18 protein-coding genes are annotated in these 17,973 nt (G+C 33.1%); 2 read left to right on the top strand and 16 right to left on the bottom strand.

Annotation, left to right across the window (positions count from 1 at the left end):
* Positions 1–13: 13 nt before the first annotated feature.
* The 3 genes from AAGD29_RS01515 to AAGD29_RS01505 all read right to left on the bottom strand — a co-directional run bounded on the left by AAGD29_RS01515 (position 14) and on the right by AAGD29_RS01505 (position 2,951).
* Positions 14–892 carry an alpha/beta hydrolase gene (locus tag AAGD29_RS01515; protein WP_341758247.1) on the bottom strand — a complete coding sequence of 293 codons (879 nt, stop codon included), beginning with the start codon at positions 890–892 and terminating at the stop codon, positions 14–16.
* Between the two features lie 177 nt (positions 893–1,069).
* A complete protein-coding gene (locus AAGD29_RS01510) occupies positions 1,070–1,999 on the bottom strand; it encodes an AEC family transporter (protein WP_341758246.1) in 930 nt (309 codons plus the stop codon).
* A gap of 91 nt (positions 2,000–2,090) precedes the next feature.
* Positions 2,091–2,951, bottom strand: a complete 861-nt coding sequence (locus AAGD29_RS01505) for a ribonuclease D (RefSeq protein WP_341758819.1) — start codon at positions 2,949–2,951, stop codon at positions 2,091–2,093.
* A gap of 241 nt (positions 2,952–3,192) precedes the next feature.
* Here AAGD29_RS01505 and AAGD29_RS01500 point away from each other — a divergent pair, with 241 nt between their 5' ends.
* Entirely contained in the window at positions 3,193–3,453 is a 261-nt protein-coding gene (locus AAGD29_RS01500; protein ID WP_341758245.1) for a type II toxin-antitoxin system RelB/DinJ family antitoxin, read from the top strand.
* 546 nt (positions 3,454–3,999) lie between these two features.
* Here AAGD29_RS01500 and AAGD29_RS01495 read toward each other — a convergent pair.
* The 13 genes from AAGD29_RS01495 to thrS form a co-directional block, all read right to left on the bottom strand.
* The gene (locus AAGD29_RS01495; RefSeq protein WP_341758244.1) at positions 4,000–4,401 is read right to left on the bottom strand and encodes an HI0074 family nucleotidyltransferase substrate-binding subunit; all 402 of its coding nucleotides are present in this window, start codon (positions 4,399–4,401) and stop codon (positions 4,000–4,002) included.
* Positions 4,388–4,681, bottom strand: a complete 294-nt coding sequence (locus AAGD29_RS01490; protein ID WP_341747307.1) for a nucleotidyltransferase domain-containing protein — start codon at positions 4,679–4,681, stop codon at positions 4,388–4,390. Before AAGD29_RS01490 ends, AAGD29_RS01495 begins: the two co-directional genes overlap by 14 nt.
* 328 nt (positions 4,682–5,009) lie before the next feature.
* Positions 5,010–5,288 (bottom strand): hypothetical protein, encoded by a 279-nt coding sequence (locus AAGD29_RS01485; protein WP_341758243.1) that lies wholly within the window; start codon positions 5,286–5,288, stop codon positions 5,010–5,012.
* Complete coding sequence (locus AAGD29_RS01480) at positions 5,266–5,670, bottom strand: hypothetical protein (RefSeq protein WP_341758242.1); 405 nt, start codon at positions 5,668–5,670, stop codon at positions 5,266–5,268. The genes AAGD29_RS01485 and AAGD29_RS01480 overlap by 23 nt, the downstream gene beginning before the upstream one ends.
* 250 nt (positions 5,671–5,920) lie before the next feature.
* A complete protein-coding gene (gene xth, locus AAGD29_RS01475) occupies positions 5,921–6,712 on the bottom strand; it encodes an exodeoxyribonuclease III (protein WP_341758241.1) in 792 nt (263 codons plus the stop codon).
* Positions 6,709–8,097 carry a 2-polyprenylphenol 6-hydroxylase gene (ubiB, locus tag AAGD29_RS01470; RefSeq protein ID WP_341758240.1) on the bottom strand — a complete coding sequence of 463 codons (1,389 nt, stop codon included), beginning with the start codon at positions 8,095–8,097 and terminating at the stop codon, positions 6,709–6,711. The genes xth and ubiB overlap by 4 nt, the downstream gene beginning before the upstream one ends.
* A gap of 130 nt (positions 8,098–8,227) precedes the next feature.
* Positions 8,228–9,115, bottom strand: coding sequence for an Rpn family recombination-promoting nuclease/putative transposase (locus AAGD29_RS01465; RefSeq protein WP_341758239.1), 888 nt, complete (start codon positions 9,113–9,115; stop codon positions 8,228–8,230).
* An 80-nt stretch (positions 9,116–9,195) separates the two neighbouring features.
* Positions 9,196–9,843 (bottom strand): dienelactone hydrolase family protein, encoded by a 648-nt coding sequence (locus tag AAGD29_RS01460; protein WP_341758238.1) that lies wholly within the window; start codon positions 9,841–9,843, stop codon positions 9,196–9,198.
* Between the two features lie 187 nt (positions 9,844–10,030).
* The gene (gene prfA, locus AAGD29_RS01455) at positions 10,031–11,098 is read right to left on the bottom strand and encodes a peptide chain release factor 1 (protein ID WP_341758237.1); all 1,068 of its coding nucleotides are present in this window, start codon (positions 11,096–11,098) and stop codon (positions 10,031–10,033) included.
* A 57-nt stretch (positions 11,099–11,155) separates the two neighbouring features.
* Positions 11,156–12,403, bottom strand: a complete 1,248-nt coding sequence (locus tag AAGD29_RS01450) for a pyruvate dehydrogenase complex dihydrolipoamide acetyltransferase (protein ID WP_341758236.1) — start codon at positions 12,401–12,403, stop codon at positions 11,156–11,158.
* An 8-nt stretch (positions 12,404–12,411) separates the two neighbouring features.
* Positions 12,412–12,954 (bottom strand): translation initiation factor IF-3, encoded by a 543-nt coding sequence (gene infC, locus AAGD29_RS01445; RefSeq protein WP_410521220.1) that lies wholly within the window; start codon positions 12,952–12,954, stop codon positions 12,412–12,414.
* 269 nt (positions 12,955–13,223) lie between these two features.
* Positions 13,224–14,183, bottom strand: a complete 960-nt coding sequence (locus AAGD29_RS01440) for an IS110 family transposase (protein ID WP_341758234.1) — start codon at positions 14,181–14,183, stop codon at positions 13,224–13,226.
* A 346-nt stretch (positions 14,184–14,529) separates the two neighbouring features.
* Positions 14,530–16,431 (bottom strand): threonine--tRNA ligase, encoded by a 1,902-nt coding sequence (gene thrS / locus AAGD29_RS01435; protein WP_341758235.1) that lies wholly within the window; start codon positions 16,429–16,431, stop codon positions 14,530–14,532.
* A 559-nt stretch (positions 16,432–16,990) separates the two neighbouring features.
* Between thrS and AAGD29_RS01430 the strand changes: the two genes are divergently transcribed.
* Complete coding sequence (locus AAGD29_RS01430; protein WP_341758234.1) at positions 16,991–17,950, top strand: IS110 family transposase; 960 nt, start codon at positions 16,991–16,993, stop codon at positions 17,948–17,950.
* Positions 17,951–17,973 lie beyond the last annotated feature (23 nt).

Here is a 17,973-nt window from a genome sequence, read left to right as displayed (position 1 = left end):
GCAACCTAAATTTTTATATTTTCAAAGCATTTACCCAAGATTTTATATAACTAATCTGATCATCGGTCATTAATGAAGGTGTATGACCAGCATAATCAACAACGAAAAGATCAAAATCTTTGGTTTTTTTCATCTCCTCAATAGTATCTTGTTGTAAAATTTCTGATTTAGCCCCGTGGATAACCAACAATTTACAAACAATCTTATTCCATATAGTCCATATATCAACATTTTTTGGCTTATCTGCATTAGCATTCATACCTTGTATGATGCCAGGATCATAATGCATTTTATATTTTCCATCTTGGATTTTTATAAAACTATATTTGGCAAGATGATCCCAATCTTCCTCACTACTAATACCGAATTGGCTATATATTAGCTTTAAATGTTGCTTGGCACTAACTAAATCAACAAATGAGGGAGTTTGACCTGCATATTGACCGATTTTAACCAAAGGAGCTGCTGGAATAAAAGGTCCTACATCATTTATAATCATTGCTTTGATAAGTTCCTTATATTTACTAGCTAGCACATAACCAATTATTCCACCCATGGAAGTACCAAGCCAAATACAGTTGTTAATAGCTAATTTTTTTAAAAAAAGCACCGTATCTTTTACATATACTTGATAATTATAATACTTTTTCGTTTTAAAAACATCACTATCCCCACGTCCTGGATAATCTATAGCAATTACTCGAAAATTATCACTTAATGCCATAGCGATTTTATCAAAATCATGAGCATTCCTAGTTAAACCATGGGCACAAATTATTACATTTTCATTATTAGGGTCACCAAACTCAAGATAAGCTATTTTATGAGCTGGAATATATTGTGAGCCTAACCAATTAATATAAGACCCAACTTGGATAAATTTTTGTATCATTTTTTTCTACTAATTAATTTTAAGTCGGGTATGTCCTCCTGAATTTATTTCAGGACGATGTCATTCCCGCCTACACGGGAATGACATCGTTTTTGATCCTGTAAGTACCATACTAACGTCGGTGTTTTTGATACACACAACAAAGCCTTCCCGCATTGCACACACTGTGTTCATTGGTTAATTCAAATCGCTTAAAAATATAGTTACCATAATTGGTATATATACTACACCAAAAAGCAGGGAAAGAAATACTGTGGTAGCAACTTTTTCTGGATAGAATTTTTGTAAACTGGCTATGACAATTACGTTTGCTGCCATAGGAGCAGTTGAAAGAAGCCTTAAAGCATTGTAATAATTCTCATCATACCATCCTAAAACAAACTTATCCAAAAGAATAAATATGTTAACCCCTAGTGGATAGAATAAAAATTTTGCCATGAAAGTAGCTAAAGTAAACTTTATGTCTATTTCAAACTTTTTCAAAGCTGAAAGAGCTAAACCAACCATAACCATACCAAGTATAGAAAATGCCCCCCGCATGTTATATATAAAATCATCTAGGAAATCAGGTAAAGTAAAACCAGCAAAACTAAATAAACAACCTAGTAAAAAACCGTTTAAAATTGGTAACTTCACAACCTTTAAGATACTTTCACTACTATTAGCAAAGCTCCTAGCACAAATATAAAAACCTACTGATGATTCGAAAATATTTATTCCTATAACTGCCATCATATAGATGCTTAAAACATAATCATCAAAGAGAGCAGCAGCTATTGGCAACATAAAATAACCACCATTAGCGGTACCCGCAGATAATGCTATAATGTTTCGTGTATGATCAAGCCAATATCGCCCAAAAAAATAGTAGGAAAATATTGATAACGAAGTGGCAATGAAAAAAACAACTACAGTAACGCTTAATGCTGATAAAGTCAAAGTAGTACTGGCGGGAATAGCAAAAAAAACAATAGGAGATATAAAATAGAATAACAAAGAAGCTATACTATCTCTCTCAACTTTAGAATATCTTCCTGCTAAAAAACCAATTACTACGCTCAGTAATACAGAAATGGTTTTAAAAAAAACTATAGTAAAAATTGCCATGCAATAAAAGCCAAAAGATATCAGATGCTGTTTTACTTAACCTTTTAGAAAATAGCAAATTTATTCCACAATTAACATAAATAAAGTACCTTTATTCACCTAATTCTTGTATAGCAAGACACAGATCTGCTAATTGAGTTCTATATTTTTGTTTACTAAGATAGCGACTATTTAATTTAAGATTTTCAAAATCTTTATTACTGGTAGGTAAATATTGACAAATCTGTACTAATTCCTCATCAGAAATAAAATGTCTCCTTGGTAAATCTATTGTACTGGCTTGTTCTTCCCGATAAGCTGCCATAATTTTCATTTTATGAATAAAAGACTCTGAATGATTATCGAATCTGACTTTTTGCCAAGCTTTTTGTACATTAACAATATAATTTTCAATATTAAGCAAAGATTTTATTTGCTCGTCATATTCGTTTTGTAAGTTATTATCTTGAATTATTTGTTGCAATACCTTATAAACCGGTTCTAAATATTCAACATCTTTAATAGCATAATTTAACATATTAGCATTAATTGGACGCTTTAACCAATCAGACCTTTGGTAAGTTTTATCAATGTGAACGAAGCAAATTTTGCTACATATATCCGCATAACTCAAATATTTACCAAAATCACAAATAGCAGCTGCAATTTGTATGTCAAAAACATTTTTTGGCAGTTTCTTAAATAAATGATAAAATATCTCAAAATCCTCTCTAGGGGCATGAACTATTTTAAGAATCTTATCGTTCAAAAATATTTCGTTAATAGGAGAAAGATCCAAATTACTCAAAGTGTCAATTATCACTTTGTAACTACTGGTCATAATTTGAATTATGCTAAGCTGAGCAAAATAGGTATTTTTACGCAAGAACTCAGTATCAACACTTATAGTCTTACAATCCAATAACTGTCGACAGAATTCATTTAATGCTTTCTGATTATCAATAATAAGTATTTTTGAAGTATTAGTAATTAAATTGCTCCTATCTAATAAACTTACGCGAATTTTGGATAAGAATTAACTAATTCTTATCCCGAATTGGGGTAACTTGGTATTTTTCTATGCTTTTTTGTGCTTAACAAGTAGCGTAACACTTTTACACTACTTTGTCAAAGATGGAATCCTTAATTTATAAAACTTATCTTGTATAAGTGTCTCATAAGTGCTACAATTAAAAAAACAATTTGAGATCATTATGAACAAATCTGTATTTGTTAGAGCAAGAATAGAACCTGAAATAAAAAAAGAGGCAGAAGAAATATTGTATGAGTTAGGTATTACGCCATCTCAAGCGGTAACAATGCTTTATAAATATATAGCTCGTAAACATGAATGGCCTATTGAATTAAAAATACCTAATGCAAAAACAATTAAGACATTTAAAGAAACAGATAAAGATATTGGGTTAATAAAGTGCAGGAATACTGACGAAATGTATAAAAAACTAGGTATATAGAGCTTGTGTTAACACCTGTATACACCACTAATTTTAGCAAAGATATAAAACGTATACTCGATGAAAATCAACAATTGCGTTGTCGTTGTCCAAGACCTGCGGTGCTCACGTACTAATGTACGCTGTGTTCCTCGGCTTGGACACTCCTAGCACTTGTTGATTTTGATCTTCGTCTACCAACTCTTCATTTACGAGCAGTATATAAAAAAACACAGAAAAAACTTAGATAAATTAAAATTAATTATAGAATTATTAGTGCAACAAAAACCTTTACCACAAAAAAATCATAATCATGTATTAATAACCTGAATTCGATGTAACAAGTTAATACTAGACCCAGTATCATCTCTATTGTGGGTGATGTCACCCCTGCGTAGGCAGGGGTCTAAAGAAGTAGCAAGGATTAAGTGCTTAAACATTTTTAGATCCCTGCCTTCGCAGGGATGACATCGAGCGTGCAGAGAATAATAATTATTCTTACATCGATACTCGAGGTTATTAATAACCTGAATTCGATGTAACAAGTTACATCGAATTCAGGTTAAGTTATAATTGCTGATTAAGAAAGTTCAACTTATCAAATGTACTTCTTAATGTGGGAATGTAAGATCTAATATTATTATAAATTTTATCCGCTAGCTGCTCATCATAAGTGTGAGAGGTAATATTTCTATCTAGCAGCATTTTTAACCACTCTTGTTCATGATCAATCAGATGTCCTTTAAATGCTTCTCTTAAAACATCTTTAGGATATTGCACTGCTACTCCTTTGCTTTCAAGAATCACCCTTAATAATTTCCAAAATAGTTCTATTGTAAACTCAAATCTTTGAATGCTAGCATCTATATTACTTCGATCTTCTAGCATGGGCTTAAATACAATATCTTCTAAAGATATTAAAGCTCTACTTAGCTTTGAGAAACCTAACTCTATTTTAGGATCTTTCATATAATTTCACCCCTTCTCGTATTATAGATAATTTTAAGTCTGATGAGTCCTCTAATTCGTCAAGCCTTATACAATCTATTTTTAAGAGTGTATCAGCATTATCAACAATTTCTTGTAATTTCAACCAATCCTTAGTAGTAGCATTATGACATACTATAGCTAAATCAATATCTGCTCTATCCTGATTATCGTTCCTTGCCCTAGAACCAAATAACCAAACTTCCTCGACCACAATCTGTGATATTAAATCATTATAAAATTTATAGTCCTGAACTTTCATTTATTAATTCCATACCTTCTATTATTTTAATAACTTTTTAAAATAATAAAGAGGTAAGATCAGATTGCAATAAAGTTATCTTCACAATTTTAAAATTATATTATAGCTAACCCGAAAAGGTTTTAGGTATATGTTAATCTTGCTTAGCTAGAAAGCGATGTCATCCCTGCGAGGGTTTATGTCATTCCTACGTATGCAGGAATCTAAAAAAATGACCAAGATAGGTGTGTTAAGTTATTTTAGATCTCTACCTACGCGGGAATGATACCAAGGCTATCACCTCCCTTAAACGTGTTAGCTATACCTAAGATTATTTACTTAACCTTGCTTAAGAATTAACTATTCTGCGTATTTCTTCTTTGACTCTTTCTATTTTTTGAATCACATTAATCACTCCATTTTTTGTTTTTTGATTATATATCGTAATATCGGCAACAACTTTTGTTCCATTTCTGTAAGGATATATTTTTATAGAAATGTCAAATTGCTCATCATTAAGGTTTAATCTGTAATTAGTGCTATCTTTACCTAACAGGCGATCAAAGTTTGCTTTTATTGAATCACCATTATATTCTGAATTGAGTTCAAATACATGAATTGAGTTCAAATACATAATCAAATACAGCACTTGATAAATAAGATTCTATATCAAAATCAGGCACAGGAAATGGCAAAACTACACCCTGTTGGTATGTTTCTTGAGTCTTAGGCGTTAGTATAACCCATGTGCTATCAGGCTTAGATATAGTATTTACGTCAACATTGTAAATCACACCAGAACCTGCCACCCCATTGTCAGTCCTTCTTTCTATTAACAAACCATTATGTTTAGAATTAATATGTAACCTTTCTCTTTTACTCTCAGGTCCACAATTATATTGCTTGAACCTTAGTCCATTAACTGTCCCAGCATTTTGTTCAACCCCATGTGGTAAAATATATGTTACTTGGATACCTGTAATGTCTTGGGCTAAATTAGCCTTCGGCATCAAAACCCCATCTCCAACACACCCTGTTAAAAATAGAAAAACAGATAATATCATTATTAGTGTACTTAAACGCACATTTCCCTCTTATTTACATAATTAAGATATTTTTTATAATTTAAACGTAAAAAGCAATTTTTATATTAAACAAAAATAATTGTATATATCTAATATAATTAGAGATGGACTCATGTCAACAATTTTTAAATTATTAATCATTAATAACACGAATTTAACATAACAGTTTTACCTTTTACCCAACATTCCCCAATGTTAAAAAATAAGGTACATGATCAGAGGGCATAAGCCAATTCCTAGCTTCTGATAAGGAACTGACAGATAGCATCTTATCTTGTAAGTTAGAACTAGTCCAAATATGATCTAATCTACGTCCCCGATTAGATTTTTGCCAGTCTATATTTCTATAACTCCACCAAGTATAACATTTTTCATTATACGGTATGAAATAGCGGCTACTATCGATAAAACCTAAGGAAGCCTGTAATTCCAACAGAGTTGAACGCTCTATGTCTGTATGGCTGACAACATTACGCAATTGACGACTAGACCATACATCATGCTCATGAGGGGCAATATTTAGGTCTCCCGTTATGATAATCTTACTATCTTTACTCCGATTATTGGTTAACCATTCTTGCATTAATTTGACGTATGCCAATTTATGTTTAAATTTTTCATTAACATTCACATCAGCTATATCACCACCAGCCGGTACATAAAAATTATGTATCTCAATACCTAAAACTTCTACTGCTACATGCCTTTTATTGCTATTATATAATTCAAGAATGAATTTATTGGTAAAAGGAAATTTTGATAAAATTGCTACTCCATTATAAGATTTTTCCCCTGAACAATATATATGCTGGTAGCCCATATCATTAATAGCTTGGTGAGGGAATAATTCATTAATTGTTTTAATCTCCTGCAGTGATATAATATCAGGCTGATGTTCATCAATTAGCTTTTTGAGCAAACTAAGTCGCAAACGTACCGAATTAATATTCCAAGTTACTATTTTCATTTATTAAATCTCTCCAATATTTCCACTACAACATGCTTTAAAATTCTAAGAATTTTTGCCTCTGGGCTAAGATTCTTAGCCGCCCATTTCTTGATCCATGGTTCTATAAGCTGCCATACGTTAATTTCTGGATCAAGTTGCTGCCCTACCCCTTCAACTACTACTATAGTTTTTTGTAATAATAGCAATTGTGGTTGTACCTCCATGCCAAAATCTTCGGTGATTTTAAATAATTGTGCAAGTAACCTACCTATAGAAATATTTTTGACGGCATATCCCATAATCGGTTCACTCACTGCTCTGCACGCCTGAGCAAAAAGATCAAGATCGGTATTCTGAGGAATATAACCAGCCCTAAGATGGACAAGTGCTACTAACTTATAGTTTCTACTTAAAAAACCAAATAGGCTTTCAGCAATTGCCATTCTATCTTTATCAGATAACCTACCCATTATACCAAAATCTAGTAACACTATGCTACCATCCGACCTAACTAAAATATTGCCGGGGTGTAAATCTGCATGAAAGAAACCATCTCTATATACTTGGTTAAAAAATATTGTAGCAAATCTTTTGGCTATTTTAGTTAAATCTAAGCCCTGCTCTACAAGCTTATCTCGAGCATAAATTGATATTCCATCTACCCATTCTGTGGTTATTATATATTCATGAGTCAGTTGCCAATAAACTTTAGGAATATATATATCAACATCATTTTGCAGATTATCAGATAGTTCTGAAGCTGCCGCTGCTTCTAAACGTAGGTCAAGCTCAAATTTAATAGTAGTATTAAATACATCTATTACCGCTACTGGTCGCAATCTTTTAAATTTTATAAATATTCTTGCTACTAGTTTAGCAAGAATATATAAAAGTTTAATATCCTTATTATATGTATAATGAATTCTCGGGCGTAATATTTTTACTGCAACGAATTCACCGGTCTTCAACTTAGCTCTGTGTACTTGAGAAATCGAAGCTGCTGCAATTGGTATATCCTCAAAGACGGAGAATAACTCATCGGTACTTTGACCAAAAGATTCATCAATAATCTTTCGTGCTATACTACTACTAAAAGGTGGCAACTTATCTTGAAGAGTCTGCAAATAATTGGCAATCTTAACTCCTATAAGATCCGGTCTTGTGGAAAGAGTTTGACCAAATTTTATATAAACAGGACCTAATTTTTTAAAACAATCGGTTAACCTTATACCAAAATCATCTTTTGGTGTTTTAAATAGACCAATTGGATAAACTACTATGGTTATCATCCAGCCAAGAATTTTCAACCTAGATGGTAACCTTATTGTACCAGGATAAGTCAGTATTTGCTGCTTGCTTACCACTCTTAATATATATAAAAAATTCAATAATAAGCTAATCATATATACTCAAATACACTACACTATTGATTTTGACTATTATAGTTCTTTAACCAACTCGGCTAACTGCAACTTTAACACAGGATCGTCGCAAATACTATACCAAGAGGTGTAGCAGTTTGAGGATCGTAAGTCATTTTAGATTTTCTATTTGAGATTTACTTAACTTAGTGTATTTAATAATTTTTTTCATCGGCTCATTGTTTAATAGCATTTCTTTTGCCATAGATATTCTTTCTTCATATCTACCTTCCTCTCTACCTTCCTTTTTACCTTCCTCTCTGCCTTTTTCCAGTTGTTTTTTCAGAGTATTAGCTTCTATACGAAGCCATTTAAGATGGTCTTCATAGGCCTGCCGTTCTTCATCAGTAAAGTTCATAACATTTAGCACTGTTAGAGCTTTTTTTAAGGCAACATTGTCTAATTCTTTGGGTAAATTATCTTTGTTAAGTAGATCATGTCTTGTTAAAAAAGCTATCCACATATCTAGAGAGTTTTTTACTTTTTTCAGTATATCAGGTAATTCCTCATAAGAATTATCAGTAAACTTATTAAGCTCAATAGTATGTAATTCGAGATCCTTGAAATACAACAATCCACTATCTTTTTCTACTATATGAAAAACATTGTGATACTTAGTTACATTCGGAATAGAAGTAAAGTTTAGAATATGAATACCAATGGCTTTGCTTAGGGTAGAATAGTCCTGAGCTACCTTTAATTGCTCGGTATATAATTTAGCCCAGTAATATAAAGCTCGCTTATCATAATCAGCTTCGTCGCTAATTTGAATTTCAATATTGAACCTTTTGCCATCAACAGATTTGGCTTTAACGTCTAATATTGAGAGTTTATCGTTCTTAAAGTTTTTAGGATTATATGGATTAAGCAGCGTTACCTCTGCCACTTGATCCTCTTGTCCAACGATAGAATTAATCAAGGATATCAGCAAGTCCTTATTCTCTTCAACACCAAAGATCTTTTTGAAAGCTAAATCCACGCGAGGAGTTATTTTATCCATATATGTTGCTATTAGTAGTTATCAATTATAAAGCTAGTATAGCACAGAAATTATAAAGCACTAAGTTATAATGCAGAAATTTACTGTACTTTAGTATTTATAAACTTAACAGCAAATTGTAGTCCCCTATCATCAATAGAATGCATAAGATTTGGTATCTTGTAGTTACTATGAACAATATTATATTTCTGTAAATATTCTATTATCTCGTCCATGCTACTTACATCAACCACATCGTCTAATTCGCCATGTATTATGCAAACTGGCGTAGTTTTATTGATACATTCTAGTGGGGCAATTAATTTACCAGAAAAACCTACCATACAAGCAAAAGGCTCTTTTTGTACCAAATTTAAATATAGTCCCATCATAGTGCCTTGTGAAAAACCAATTATGATAGTATCTTTATTAGTTAAATTTAGTTCTGCTTGTTTTGTTTGAATTATCTTTGTAACTAAACCACTATTTTTAGCAACTAATTCCTCTATTACATGAGAGGTACGATCATTTAGACTAAACCATTGTCTACCATACGGTGCATTATCAAATTTTTCAATTCCATGCGGCGAAATAAAATGACAATCTAGCAATTCCTTAGATATAAAGGGAACTAAGCTTATTAAGTCATGCCCATCTGAACCAAGCCCATGTAACAATACAACAAGCTTTTTACATTGGTCATTCAAACTTTTTACTTCTGGGTAAGATAATATTTCATTTTTAATCATTTTTTAAGCTCTTAAAAAGTTTTCACAGGGGTAACACCCCGTTAACCTAGGCGATGCACACAAAATTCTTCAACGTCATTGCGATGAGCAACTTTAGTGGCGACGCGGCAATCCAAATTACTTATTATATTTTTTGTGGATTGCTTCGTTCGCCTTCGGCTCCTCGCAATGATGAGTAAGCTATAATTTAAACTTCTGAAAGTTTTCTTGCTTCATCAGCCGATATCAAAGCTTCAATAAAGTCATCTAATTGCCCGTTTTTTACTATATCCTCTATTCTGTAAAGGGTTAGATTGATTCTATGGTCAGAAACTCGGCCTTGTGGAAAGTTATAGGTGCGAATTCTTTCTGATCTATCACCAGAACCAACTTGGCCTTTGCGTACCTCGGCTCTTTCCATATCCTTTTTATATCGCTCTGCTTCATAAATTCTAGAACGAAGAATTTTCATAGCCTTAGCTTTGTTTTTATGCTGTGATTTTTCATCTTGTAATGCAACGACAATACCAGTTGGTAAATGGGTAATCCTTACCGCTGATTCTGTGGTATTTACGTGTTGTCCGCCGGCTCCCGATGCACGATATGTATCAATTCGTAAATCTTTGTCATCGATCTTAACATCTACATCTTCTGCTTCAGGCAAGACAGCAACAGTAGCTGCAGAAGTATGTATCCTACCACTTGACTCAGTCTCAGGAACTCTTTGCACCCGATGGACGCCTGATTCGAACTTAAGTTTAGAGAATACATCTCGTCCTTTAATTAGTGCTGATGCTTCTTTATATCCGCCAATACCAGTATCAGAGATTGATAATATTTCAAAACGCCAGTTTTTTAATTCTGCGTATCGGTGATACATATTAAATAAAGTTGCAGCAAATAACGCCGCTTCTTCTCCTCCGCTACCAGCTCTTACCTCAATAATAGCATTTTTTGTATCAGCTTCATCTTTTGGCAACAAAGAGAGTTTTACTGCCCTTTCTAATTTAGGCATCAGGATCTCTAAACGATGCACCTCATCATATATCATCGTCTGTGTATCATTGTCCAAATTTGCTTCTTGAGCCATCTCTTTGATGTCGTGCAATTCAGATACATATTTATTATATTCATTAATTGTTTGAACAATAGGCTCTAGCTCGGCATATTCCTTCGATGCTTTTATAAACTCATCTCCGACTATACCAGTGGCCAACTTTTTCGATAATTCTTCATGTTTATTCAAGATTTTTGCTAGATTATCGGAAAAACTCATAATTTATTCTATGATTTAAGTTTTAAGTTATGGTGAGGGTAGGATGCCAATCAAACGTTATATGAGCATTAACGCAGGACTCTCCATAAATTTTTTAAATGAAGCTAAAAATTTAGCTCCAACAGCACCATCAACAACTCTGTGATCAGAAGAAAGAGTAACATCCATGATAGTAGCGACTTTTATCTGATTATTTTCAACTATTGAACGTTTTGAGCTTGCTCCTACTGCTAGGATACAGCTTTGTGGCGGATTTATTATAGCACTAAAGTTCTTAACACCGTACATACCTAAGTTAGAAACGGAAAAACTTCCTCCCTGAAATTCTTCAGGAGTTAGTTTATTATCTCGAGCCTTTTTTATAAGAGTTTGTAATTCTTGCGATAATGTAATTATATCTTTTTGATCGGCATTTCTGACTATAGGCGTTATAAGACCATTATCAATTGCCACAGCAACTGATACATCAACATTATTATAATACCGAATAGCAGACTCATCCCAGCTAACATTTGCTTCCGGTACAGCTTTTAAAGCTTTTGCCACTGCTAAAATAATAAAATCATTAACAGTAATTTTAATTTTACTCTCTTCTATAAGTGATTTATTGATATCTTCTCTAATATCAAGTAACTTATCCATATTACATTCTATTGAGAGATAGAAATGCGGTATGGTTTGTTTAGATTCAAGCAAACGTTTAGCAATAATTTTACGAATATTATTATCGGGAACGCACCTGTACTCTTCTTTATTTCTGTTCACCGCCCTAATCTTACCACTATTTGTGGGTAGCACTAAGTATGATAACACATCTTTTTTTATTATTCTTCCATGAGGTCCACTACCTTGAATATTTGACAGATCGATATTATCAATAGCAGCTAGTCTTTTAGCCAAAGGCGAAGCATATATCCTGCCTAAAGCTTTCACATTCATTGTTTGCGGTTGCTGATCGTACTTAACCGGCTTAGTTTCTTCTATAGATATTATTGGTTCTGTAGATGGTTTAGCAGAATTATCACTACTTGCTATAAAACTATCCAATAAGCTGGCATCTTCACCATCTTCAAGTAATACAGCGATAAGCGAACTCACCGGCACATTGTCTGTACCTTGCGCTACAATTATTTTAGCAAGAATTCCCTCTTCTACAGCTTCCACTTCCATAGTAGCTTTATCTGTTTCTATTTCCGCTATAACATCTCCTGGAACAACTTTATCTCCTTCTTTTTTAAGCCATTTTGCAATATTTCCTTCAGTCATAGTTGGCGATAAAGCTGGCATTAGAATTTTAATTGGCATAAATAGTTCTAATTAGTTGGTATTTTGGTTGGATCAGGACTGACTAACATAATTATCTGTTTACCTTCCATTTTAGGAGCGGAATCAATTTTAGCTAAGCCCTCTAGTTCTAACGATATGCGGTCAAATAACTTCATACCAATATCATTATGAATAATCTCTCTGCCTTTAAACCATAGAGAAATTTTTACTTTGTCACCTTCCTTCAAAAAATCTTTGATCTTGCGAAGTTTCACATTAAAATCACCTTGACTAATGTTTGGCTTAAACTTCATTTCTTTAAGGACAACAACCCTTTGTTTTTTCCTACTGTCTTGGACACGCTTTTTACTCTCATATTTAAATTTACCAAAATCCAAAATCTTACAAACAGGTGGCTCGGCATTTGGTGAAATTTCTACCAAATCTAAAGCAACTTTTTCTGCACGTTCCAAAGCTTCTCTAATATTAACGATGCCAAGCATCTCACCATTTTCATCGACTAAACGAACTTGACTAGCCCTAATTTCCCTATTAGCCTTAGGAAAATTACTATTTTTAAATCCAGAAATAAAACTTCTCCATAATTATTGTTTAAATAAAAATCATCTTTAGCATAACCTTTCCTAGTACTACCTCAGTTTGATGTAATAAATTAATAGTGGCTCAGTATCATAGCCATTAGGGGTGATGTCATCAACTATGATTTTTAAAAAATTAAAAAAAAGTTTAAAATAAAAAACCAAATTGGTTTAGAGAAATAACAAAAAATCTCTAGCTTAACATTCACAGTAAACCACGACTTGATAAAAATTTAAATAAATATAGGTTTAAATTTTTATCAAGTCTTTGCCGATTTTAAATAATAATCTCTAACCCTTGCATTAGCAATGACAATAATTTTATGCATTAAAGCAGTAATGGCAACTATAGGCTTTTTACCTCTAGCAATTAGCTCTCTATAATATTCACCTAACTTGCTCTTTGATTTAGCTGCTGCCATTGCTGCAGTAAATAATTTGGTTCGTACATTTTGTCTACCACCACTAACTGAACGATACCCTTTATATTGTCCACTATCCTTAGGATGTGGGGCTACTCCGACTAAACTAGCTATTTGCCTCCGATCAACCTTACCAATCTCTGGTAAAAATGCTAATAAAACTTTACTAACAACCTTACCAATACCGGTTACTGTCTCCAATACCTCAAGCTGTTCTACAGTCTTTTCATCGGTTGTTAACTCGGCTATCTCTTCTTCTAATTTCTTTATAGCTTTGGATAAACATAACAATAAATCTTCTATACTATCTTTTATCATATCATTATTAGGTCCTGCCATCCTATTTTTCTCTTGAGTCTGCAATTTTACTAAATCATCACGACGAGATAAAAATATTTTTAGCTTGCTCATCTTTTGATCAGGTTTTTGTTGTAAAGATAATTCCTTATGCCTTTCTTGTCCATATTTTACTAAAGCTTGAGCATCTACAGAATCAGTTTTAGCACGAGTACCAAGTGATCTTATAAAGTACTTTACTTTTTGGGCATGTGCTCTATGAACAGCACATTTTTTGCTTAATAAAAAATTTACTAATTCAGTTTCATATCCACCTGTAGTCTCTAATACTATTAGGGAGTCAGTCAAAAAACTTTTATATTGCTTAAAAAATTCCTTAAATCCAATAGTGTTATTAGAAAAAGTCATAATTTTATTATTATTAGATATTGCTACTGCAAAAGTTGATTTTGCTATATCAATACCAATAAAATTGTTATATAATTTATCCGTTGGGGTCATAAAATCCTCGACATATTTACGATTGTAAGCGGGCGTTTCAGCCCAATGAACTATTTAAACGTTCGAGCTTATTAAGTAAGTGGTCTCTTGATGACAATGTTTGTATAAACTCACCCCTGACGAGTGCCACTTACTTTTTTCATTATATCATAGTTTTATCTTACAACCCCTGCGAAAGCAGGGGTCTAAAAATACTCAACAGTACCTCGATCTACTTTTTTTAGATTCCTACCTTCGCAGGGATAACACCCTAGGCTATTAAACCGATGTCTTACATCAAACTGAGGTTAGTACTACAACTGTAGTACTAGGTTTATGCTTTTTTAAATTGCCTTCCTTCTCCTACTTACGTTAAATAGCGGGTATTCTGATCTTTTACAAGCTTTACTAGATTTTGTAGAGAAATAATTTCCTGCTCATTTGATCCTAGTTGTCTTATAGTCACAGTATTATTTGCCAGTTCTTGTTTACCAACAACAGCTATTATAGGTACTTTATTATTAGAAAAACAACGTATTTTATAATTAATCTTTTCAGGTGAAATATCGACATCTGACCGTATTCCTTCACTAATCAACAATTTGTGTACTTCCAGTGCATAGTCATTTAAGTCACTTGTAATGGTGGCAATAGCCACCTGTACAGGGGCTAACCATAAAGGAAAACGTCCAGCATATTCTTCAATTAATATGCCAATAAACCGTTCAAAAGAACCAATTACAGCTCTATGCAACATTACTGGTCTTTTTTTCTCACCGCTTACAGTAATATAATGAGCGTCAAGACGTTCCGGTAAAACAAAATCAACTTGCAGAGTGCCGCACTGCCATTCTCTACCTATTGAATCTTTAAGACAAAAGTCTAGTTTTGGTCCATAAAAAGCACCATCACCCGAATTTAATATGTAAGAATAACCGGCTTCTTTTAGAGCATTTTCTGCTTTATCCCAAACTTCATCGCTGCCAGCCCGTATTTTAGGACGATCTGAGAATTTAATTTTAATATCAGAAAAACCAAAATCTTTATAAACCTCGGTTAAGAGGCTACAAAATTTTACTGTCTCACTATTAATTTGTTCCTCAGTACAAAAAATATGTGCATCATCTTGCCGAAAAGCCTTCACTCTCATCAGACCATGCAATGCACCAGATGCTTCGTTTCTATGACATAAACCAAATTCAGACATACGTAACGGTAAGTCTCGGTAACTCTTGATACCTTGTTTAAAAATTTGCACATGACATGGGCAGTTCATTGGCTTCATAGCTAGTGTTTTATCATCAGCGAGATTTAGAGCAAACATATCTTCCCTAAATTTTTCCCAGTGACCAGAAGCTTCCCACAGGCTTTTATCGACAAGCACAGGAGTTTTTACCTCGATATATCCAGTTTTTCTGATTTTATTTCTGATATATTGCTCGATAATGCGATATATACTCCAACCTTTATCATGCCAAAATACCATACCTTGAGCTTCTTCCTGAAAGTGAAACAATCCAAGCTCTCGACCTAATTTTCTGTGATCACGCTTTTCTGCCTCTTCAATCATATAAAGGTAATTGTCTAACTGTTCTTTTGTTGCCCAAGCTGTCCCATATATTCTTTGTAGCATAGGATTTTTACTATCACCACGCCAATACGCCCCAGCCACTTTCATTAATTTAAAATGTTTGATGAAACCAGTTGACGGAGCATGCGGACCACGGCAAAGATCAATAAAATTACCTTGCCGATATAATGTAATCTCCTCACTTGCCGGAATTTCCGAGATTATCTCGGCTTTATAATGCTCACCAATTGATTTAAAAAATTCTATGGCTTTATCACGATTCCATACTTCTCTAGTAATTTTTTCATTTCTTTTGACAATCTCATGCATCTTTGCTTCTATCTTAAGCAAATCCTCAGATGAAAAAGGTTTATCCTTAGCAAAATCATAAAAAAAGCCATTTTCAATAGCAGGGCCTATGGTAACTTGGATATCTGGGAATAATTCTTTAGCTGCCTCTGCTATTATATGAGCGGCATCATGACGTATTATCTCTAAACATTCAGGATCTTTATGGGTCAGAATCCTTACATTACAATCAGATTCTATAGGTAAACTTAAGTCCTTTAGTTCATTATTTATTTCAATAACCAAGGCATCTTTTGCTAGAGAAGTAGAGATTTTACTGGCTATCTCCAATCCCGTAATATTTTTTTCAAATTGTTTTTGCGTTCTATCTGGAAAAGTAATATTAATCATTTTATTTTATCTAATTTTAGCACCTTCATATTAGCTTGTTAATAGTTTATATTCAACTTAATTTTTAGGTTGTGAAGGTTTCTATTTAATCTCAATTCGATGTAAAACATCAGTTTAATAGCCTAGGGGTGTTATCCCTGCCCCTTAGGATGTCACCCCTGCGAAGGTAGCAGGATCTAAAAAAGTCTAATAGTTTTTTCTTGACTATTTTTTAGATCCCGCACCGAAGCAGGGATGACATATACGATCGAACAACCCCTGCGTAGGCAGGGATCTAAAGAAATAAACAGGAAGGGTGCTTTAGACATTCTAGATTCCCGCCTACGCGGGAATGACATAAAGAGAATCAGGGATACATAATGGCAAGTAGGGATGGCATAATGGCGGCAGGGGTTGTAAGATAAAACTATGATATAATGAAAAAAGTAAGTGGTGCTCGTCAGGGGTGAGTTTATACAAACATTGTCATCAAGAGACCACTTACTTAATAAGCTCGAACGTTTAAATAGTTCATTGGGCTGAAACGCCCGCTTACAATCGTAAATATGTCGAGGATTTTATGACCCCAACGGATAAATTATATAACAATTTTATTGGTATTGATATAGCAAAATCAACTTTTGCAGTAGCAATATCTAATAATAATAAAATTATGACTTTTTCTAATAACACTATTGGATTTAAGGAATTTTTTAAGCAATATAAAAGTTTTTTGACTGACTCCCTAATAGTATTAGAGACTACAGGTGGATATGAAACTGAATTAGTAAATTTTTTATTAAGCAAAAAATGTGCTGTTCATAGAGCACATGCCCAAAAAGTAAAGTACTTTATAAGATCACTTGGTACTCGTGCTAAAACTGATTCTGTAGATGCTCAAGCTTTAGTAAAATATGGACAAGAAAGGCATAAGGAATTATCTTTACAACAAAAACCTGATCAAAAGATGAGCAAGCTAAAAATATTTTTATCTCGTCGTGATGATTTAGTAAAATTGCAGACTCAAGAGAAAAATAGGATGGCAGGACCTAATAATGATATGATAAAAGATAGTATAGAAGATTTATTGTTATGTTTATCCAAAGCTATAAAGAAATTAGAAGAAGAGATAGCCGAGTTAACAACCGATGAAAAGACTGTAGAACAGCTTGAGGTATTGGAGACAGTAACCGGTATTGGTAAGGTTGTTAGTAAAGTTTTATTAGCATTTTTACCAGAGATTGGTAAGGTTGATCGGAGGCAAATAGCTAGTTTAGTCGGAGTAGCCCCACATCCTAAGGATAGTGGACAATATAAAGGGTATCGTTCAGTTAGTGGTGGTAGACAAAATGTACGAACCAAATTATTTACTGCAGCAATGGCAGCAGCTAAATCAAAGAGCAAGTTAGGTGAATATTATAGAGAGCTAATTGCTAGAGGTAAAAAGCCTATAGTTGCCATTACTGCTTTAATGCATAAAATTATTGTCATTGCTAATGCAAGGGTTAGAGATTATTATTTAAAATCGGCAAAGACTTGATAAAAATTTAAACCTATATTTAT

Origin of the sequence: Candidatus Tisiphia endosymbiont of Ditula angustiorana, from assembly GCF_964026425.1 — a bacterium.
Classification (GTDB): Bacteria; Pseudomonadota; Alphaproteobacteria; order Rickettsiales; family Rickettsiaceae; genus Tisiphia.
Note: the sequence above shows the minus strand (reverse complement) of the source record. Positions and strands in the feature narration are given on the sequence as shown.

What these genes read in the sequence shown, in the direction of transcription:
- ubiB (WP_341758240.1), bottom strand. Translation starts at nt 8,097, where the DNA reads ATGATTAGCTTATTATTGAATTTTTTATATATATTAAGAGTGGTAAGC.
- AAGD29_RS01460 (WP_341758238.1), bottom strand. Translation starts at nt 9,843, where the DNA reads ATGATTAAAAATGAAATATTATCTTACCCAGAAGTAAAAAGTTTGAAT.
- xth (WP_341758241.1), bottom strand. Translation starts at nt 6,712, where the DNA reads ATGAAAATAGTAACTTGGAATATTAATTCGGTACGTTTGCGACTTAGT.
- thrS (WP_341758235.1), bottom strand. Translation starts at nt 16,431, where the DNA reads ATGATTAATATTACTTTTCCAGATAGAACGCAAAAACAATTTGAAAAA.
- AAGD29_RS01500 (WP_341758245.1), top strand. Translation starts at nt 3,193, where the DNA reads ATGAACAAATCTGTATTTGTTAGAGCAAGAATAGAACCTGAAATAAAA.
- AAGD29_RS01440 (WP_341758234.1), bottom strand. Translation starts at nt 14,183, where the DNA reads ATGACCCCAACGGATAAATTATATAACAATTTTATTGGTATTGATATA.
- AAGD29_RS01490 (WP_341747307.1), bottom strand. Translation starts at nt 4,681, where the DNA reads ATGAAAGTTCAGGACTATAAATTTTATAATGATTTAATATCACAGATT.
- AAGD29_RS01465 (WP_341758239.1), bottom strand. Translation starts at nt 9,115, where the DNA reads ATGGATAAAATAACTCCTCGCGTGGATTTAGCTTTCAAAAAGATCTTT.
- AAGD29_RS01450 (WP_341758236.1), bottom strand. Translation starts at nt 12,403, where the DNA reads ATGCCAATTAAAATTCTAATGCCAGCTTTATCGCCAACTATGACTGAA.
- AAGD29_RS01515 (WP_341758247.1), bottom strand. Translation starts at nt 892, where the DNA reads ATGATACAAAAATTTATCCAAGTTGGGTCTTATATTAATTGGTTAGGC.
- AAGD29_RS01510 (WP_341758246.1), bottom strand. Translation starts at nt 1,999, where the DNA reads ATGGCAATTTTTACTATAGTTTTTTTTAAAACCATTTCTGTATTACTG.
- AAGD29_RS01430 (WP_341758234.1), top strand. Translation starts at nt 16,991, where the DNA reads ATGACCCCAACGGATAAATTATATAACAATTTTATTGGTATTGATATA.
- AAGD29_RS01480 (WP_341758242.1), bottom strand. Translation starts at nt 5,670, where the DNA reads ATGCCGAAGGCTAATTTAGCCCAAGACATTACAGGTATCCAAGTAACA.
- prfA (WP_341758237.1), bottom strand. Translation starts at nt 11,098, where the DNA reads ATGAGTTTTTCCGATAATCTAGCAAAAATCTTGAATAAACATGAAGAA.
- AAGD29_RS01495 (WP_341758244.1), bottom strand. Translation starts at nt 4,401, where the DNA reads ATGAAAGATCCTAAAATAGAGTTAGGTTTCTCAAAGCTAAGTAGAGCT.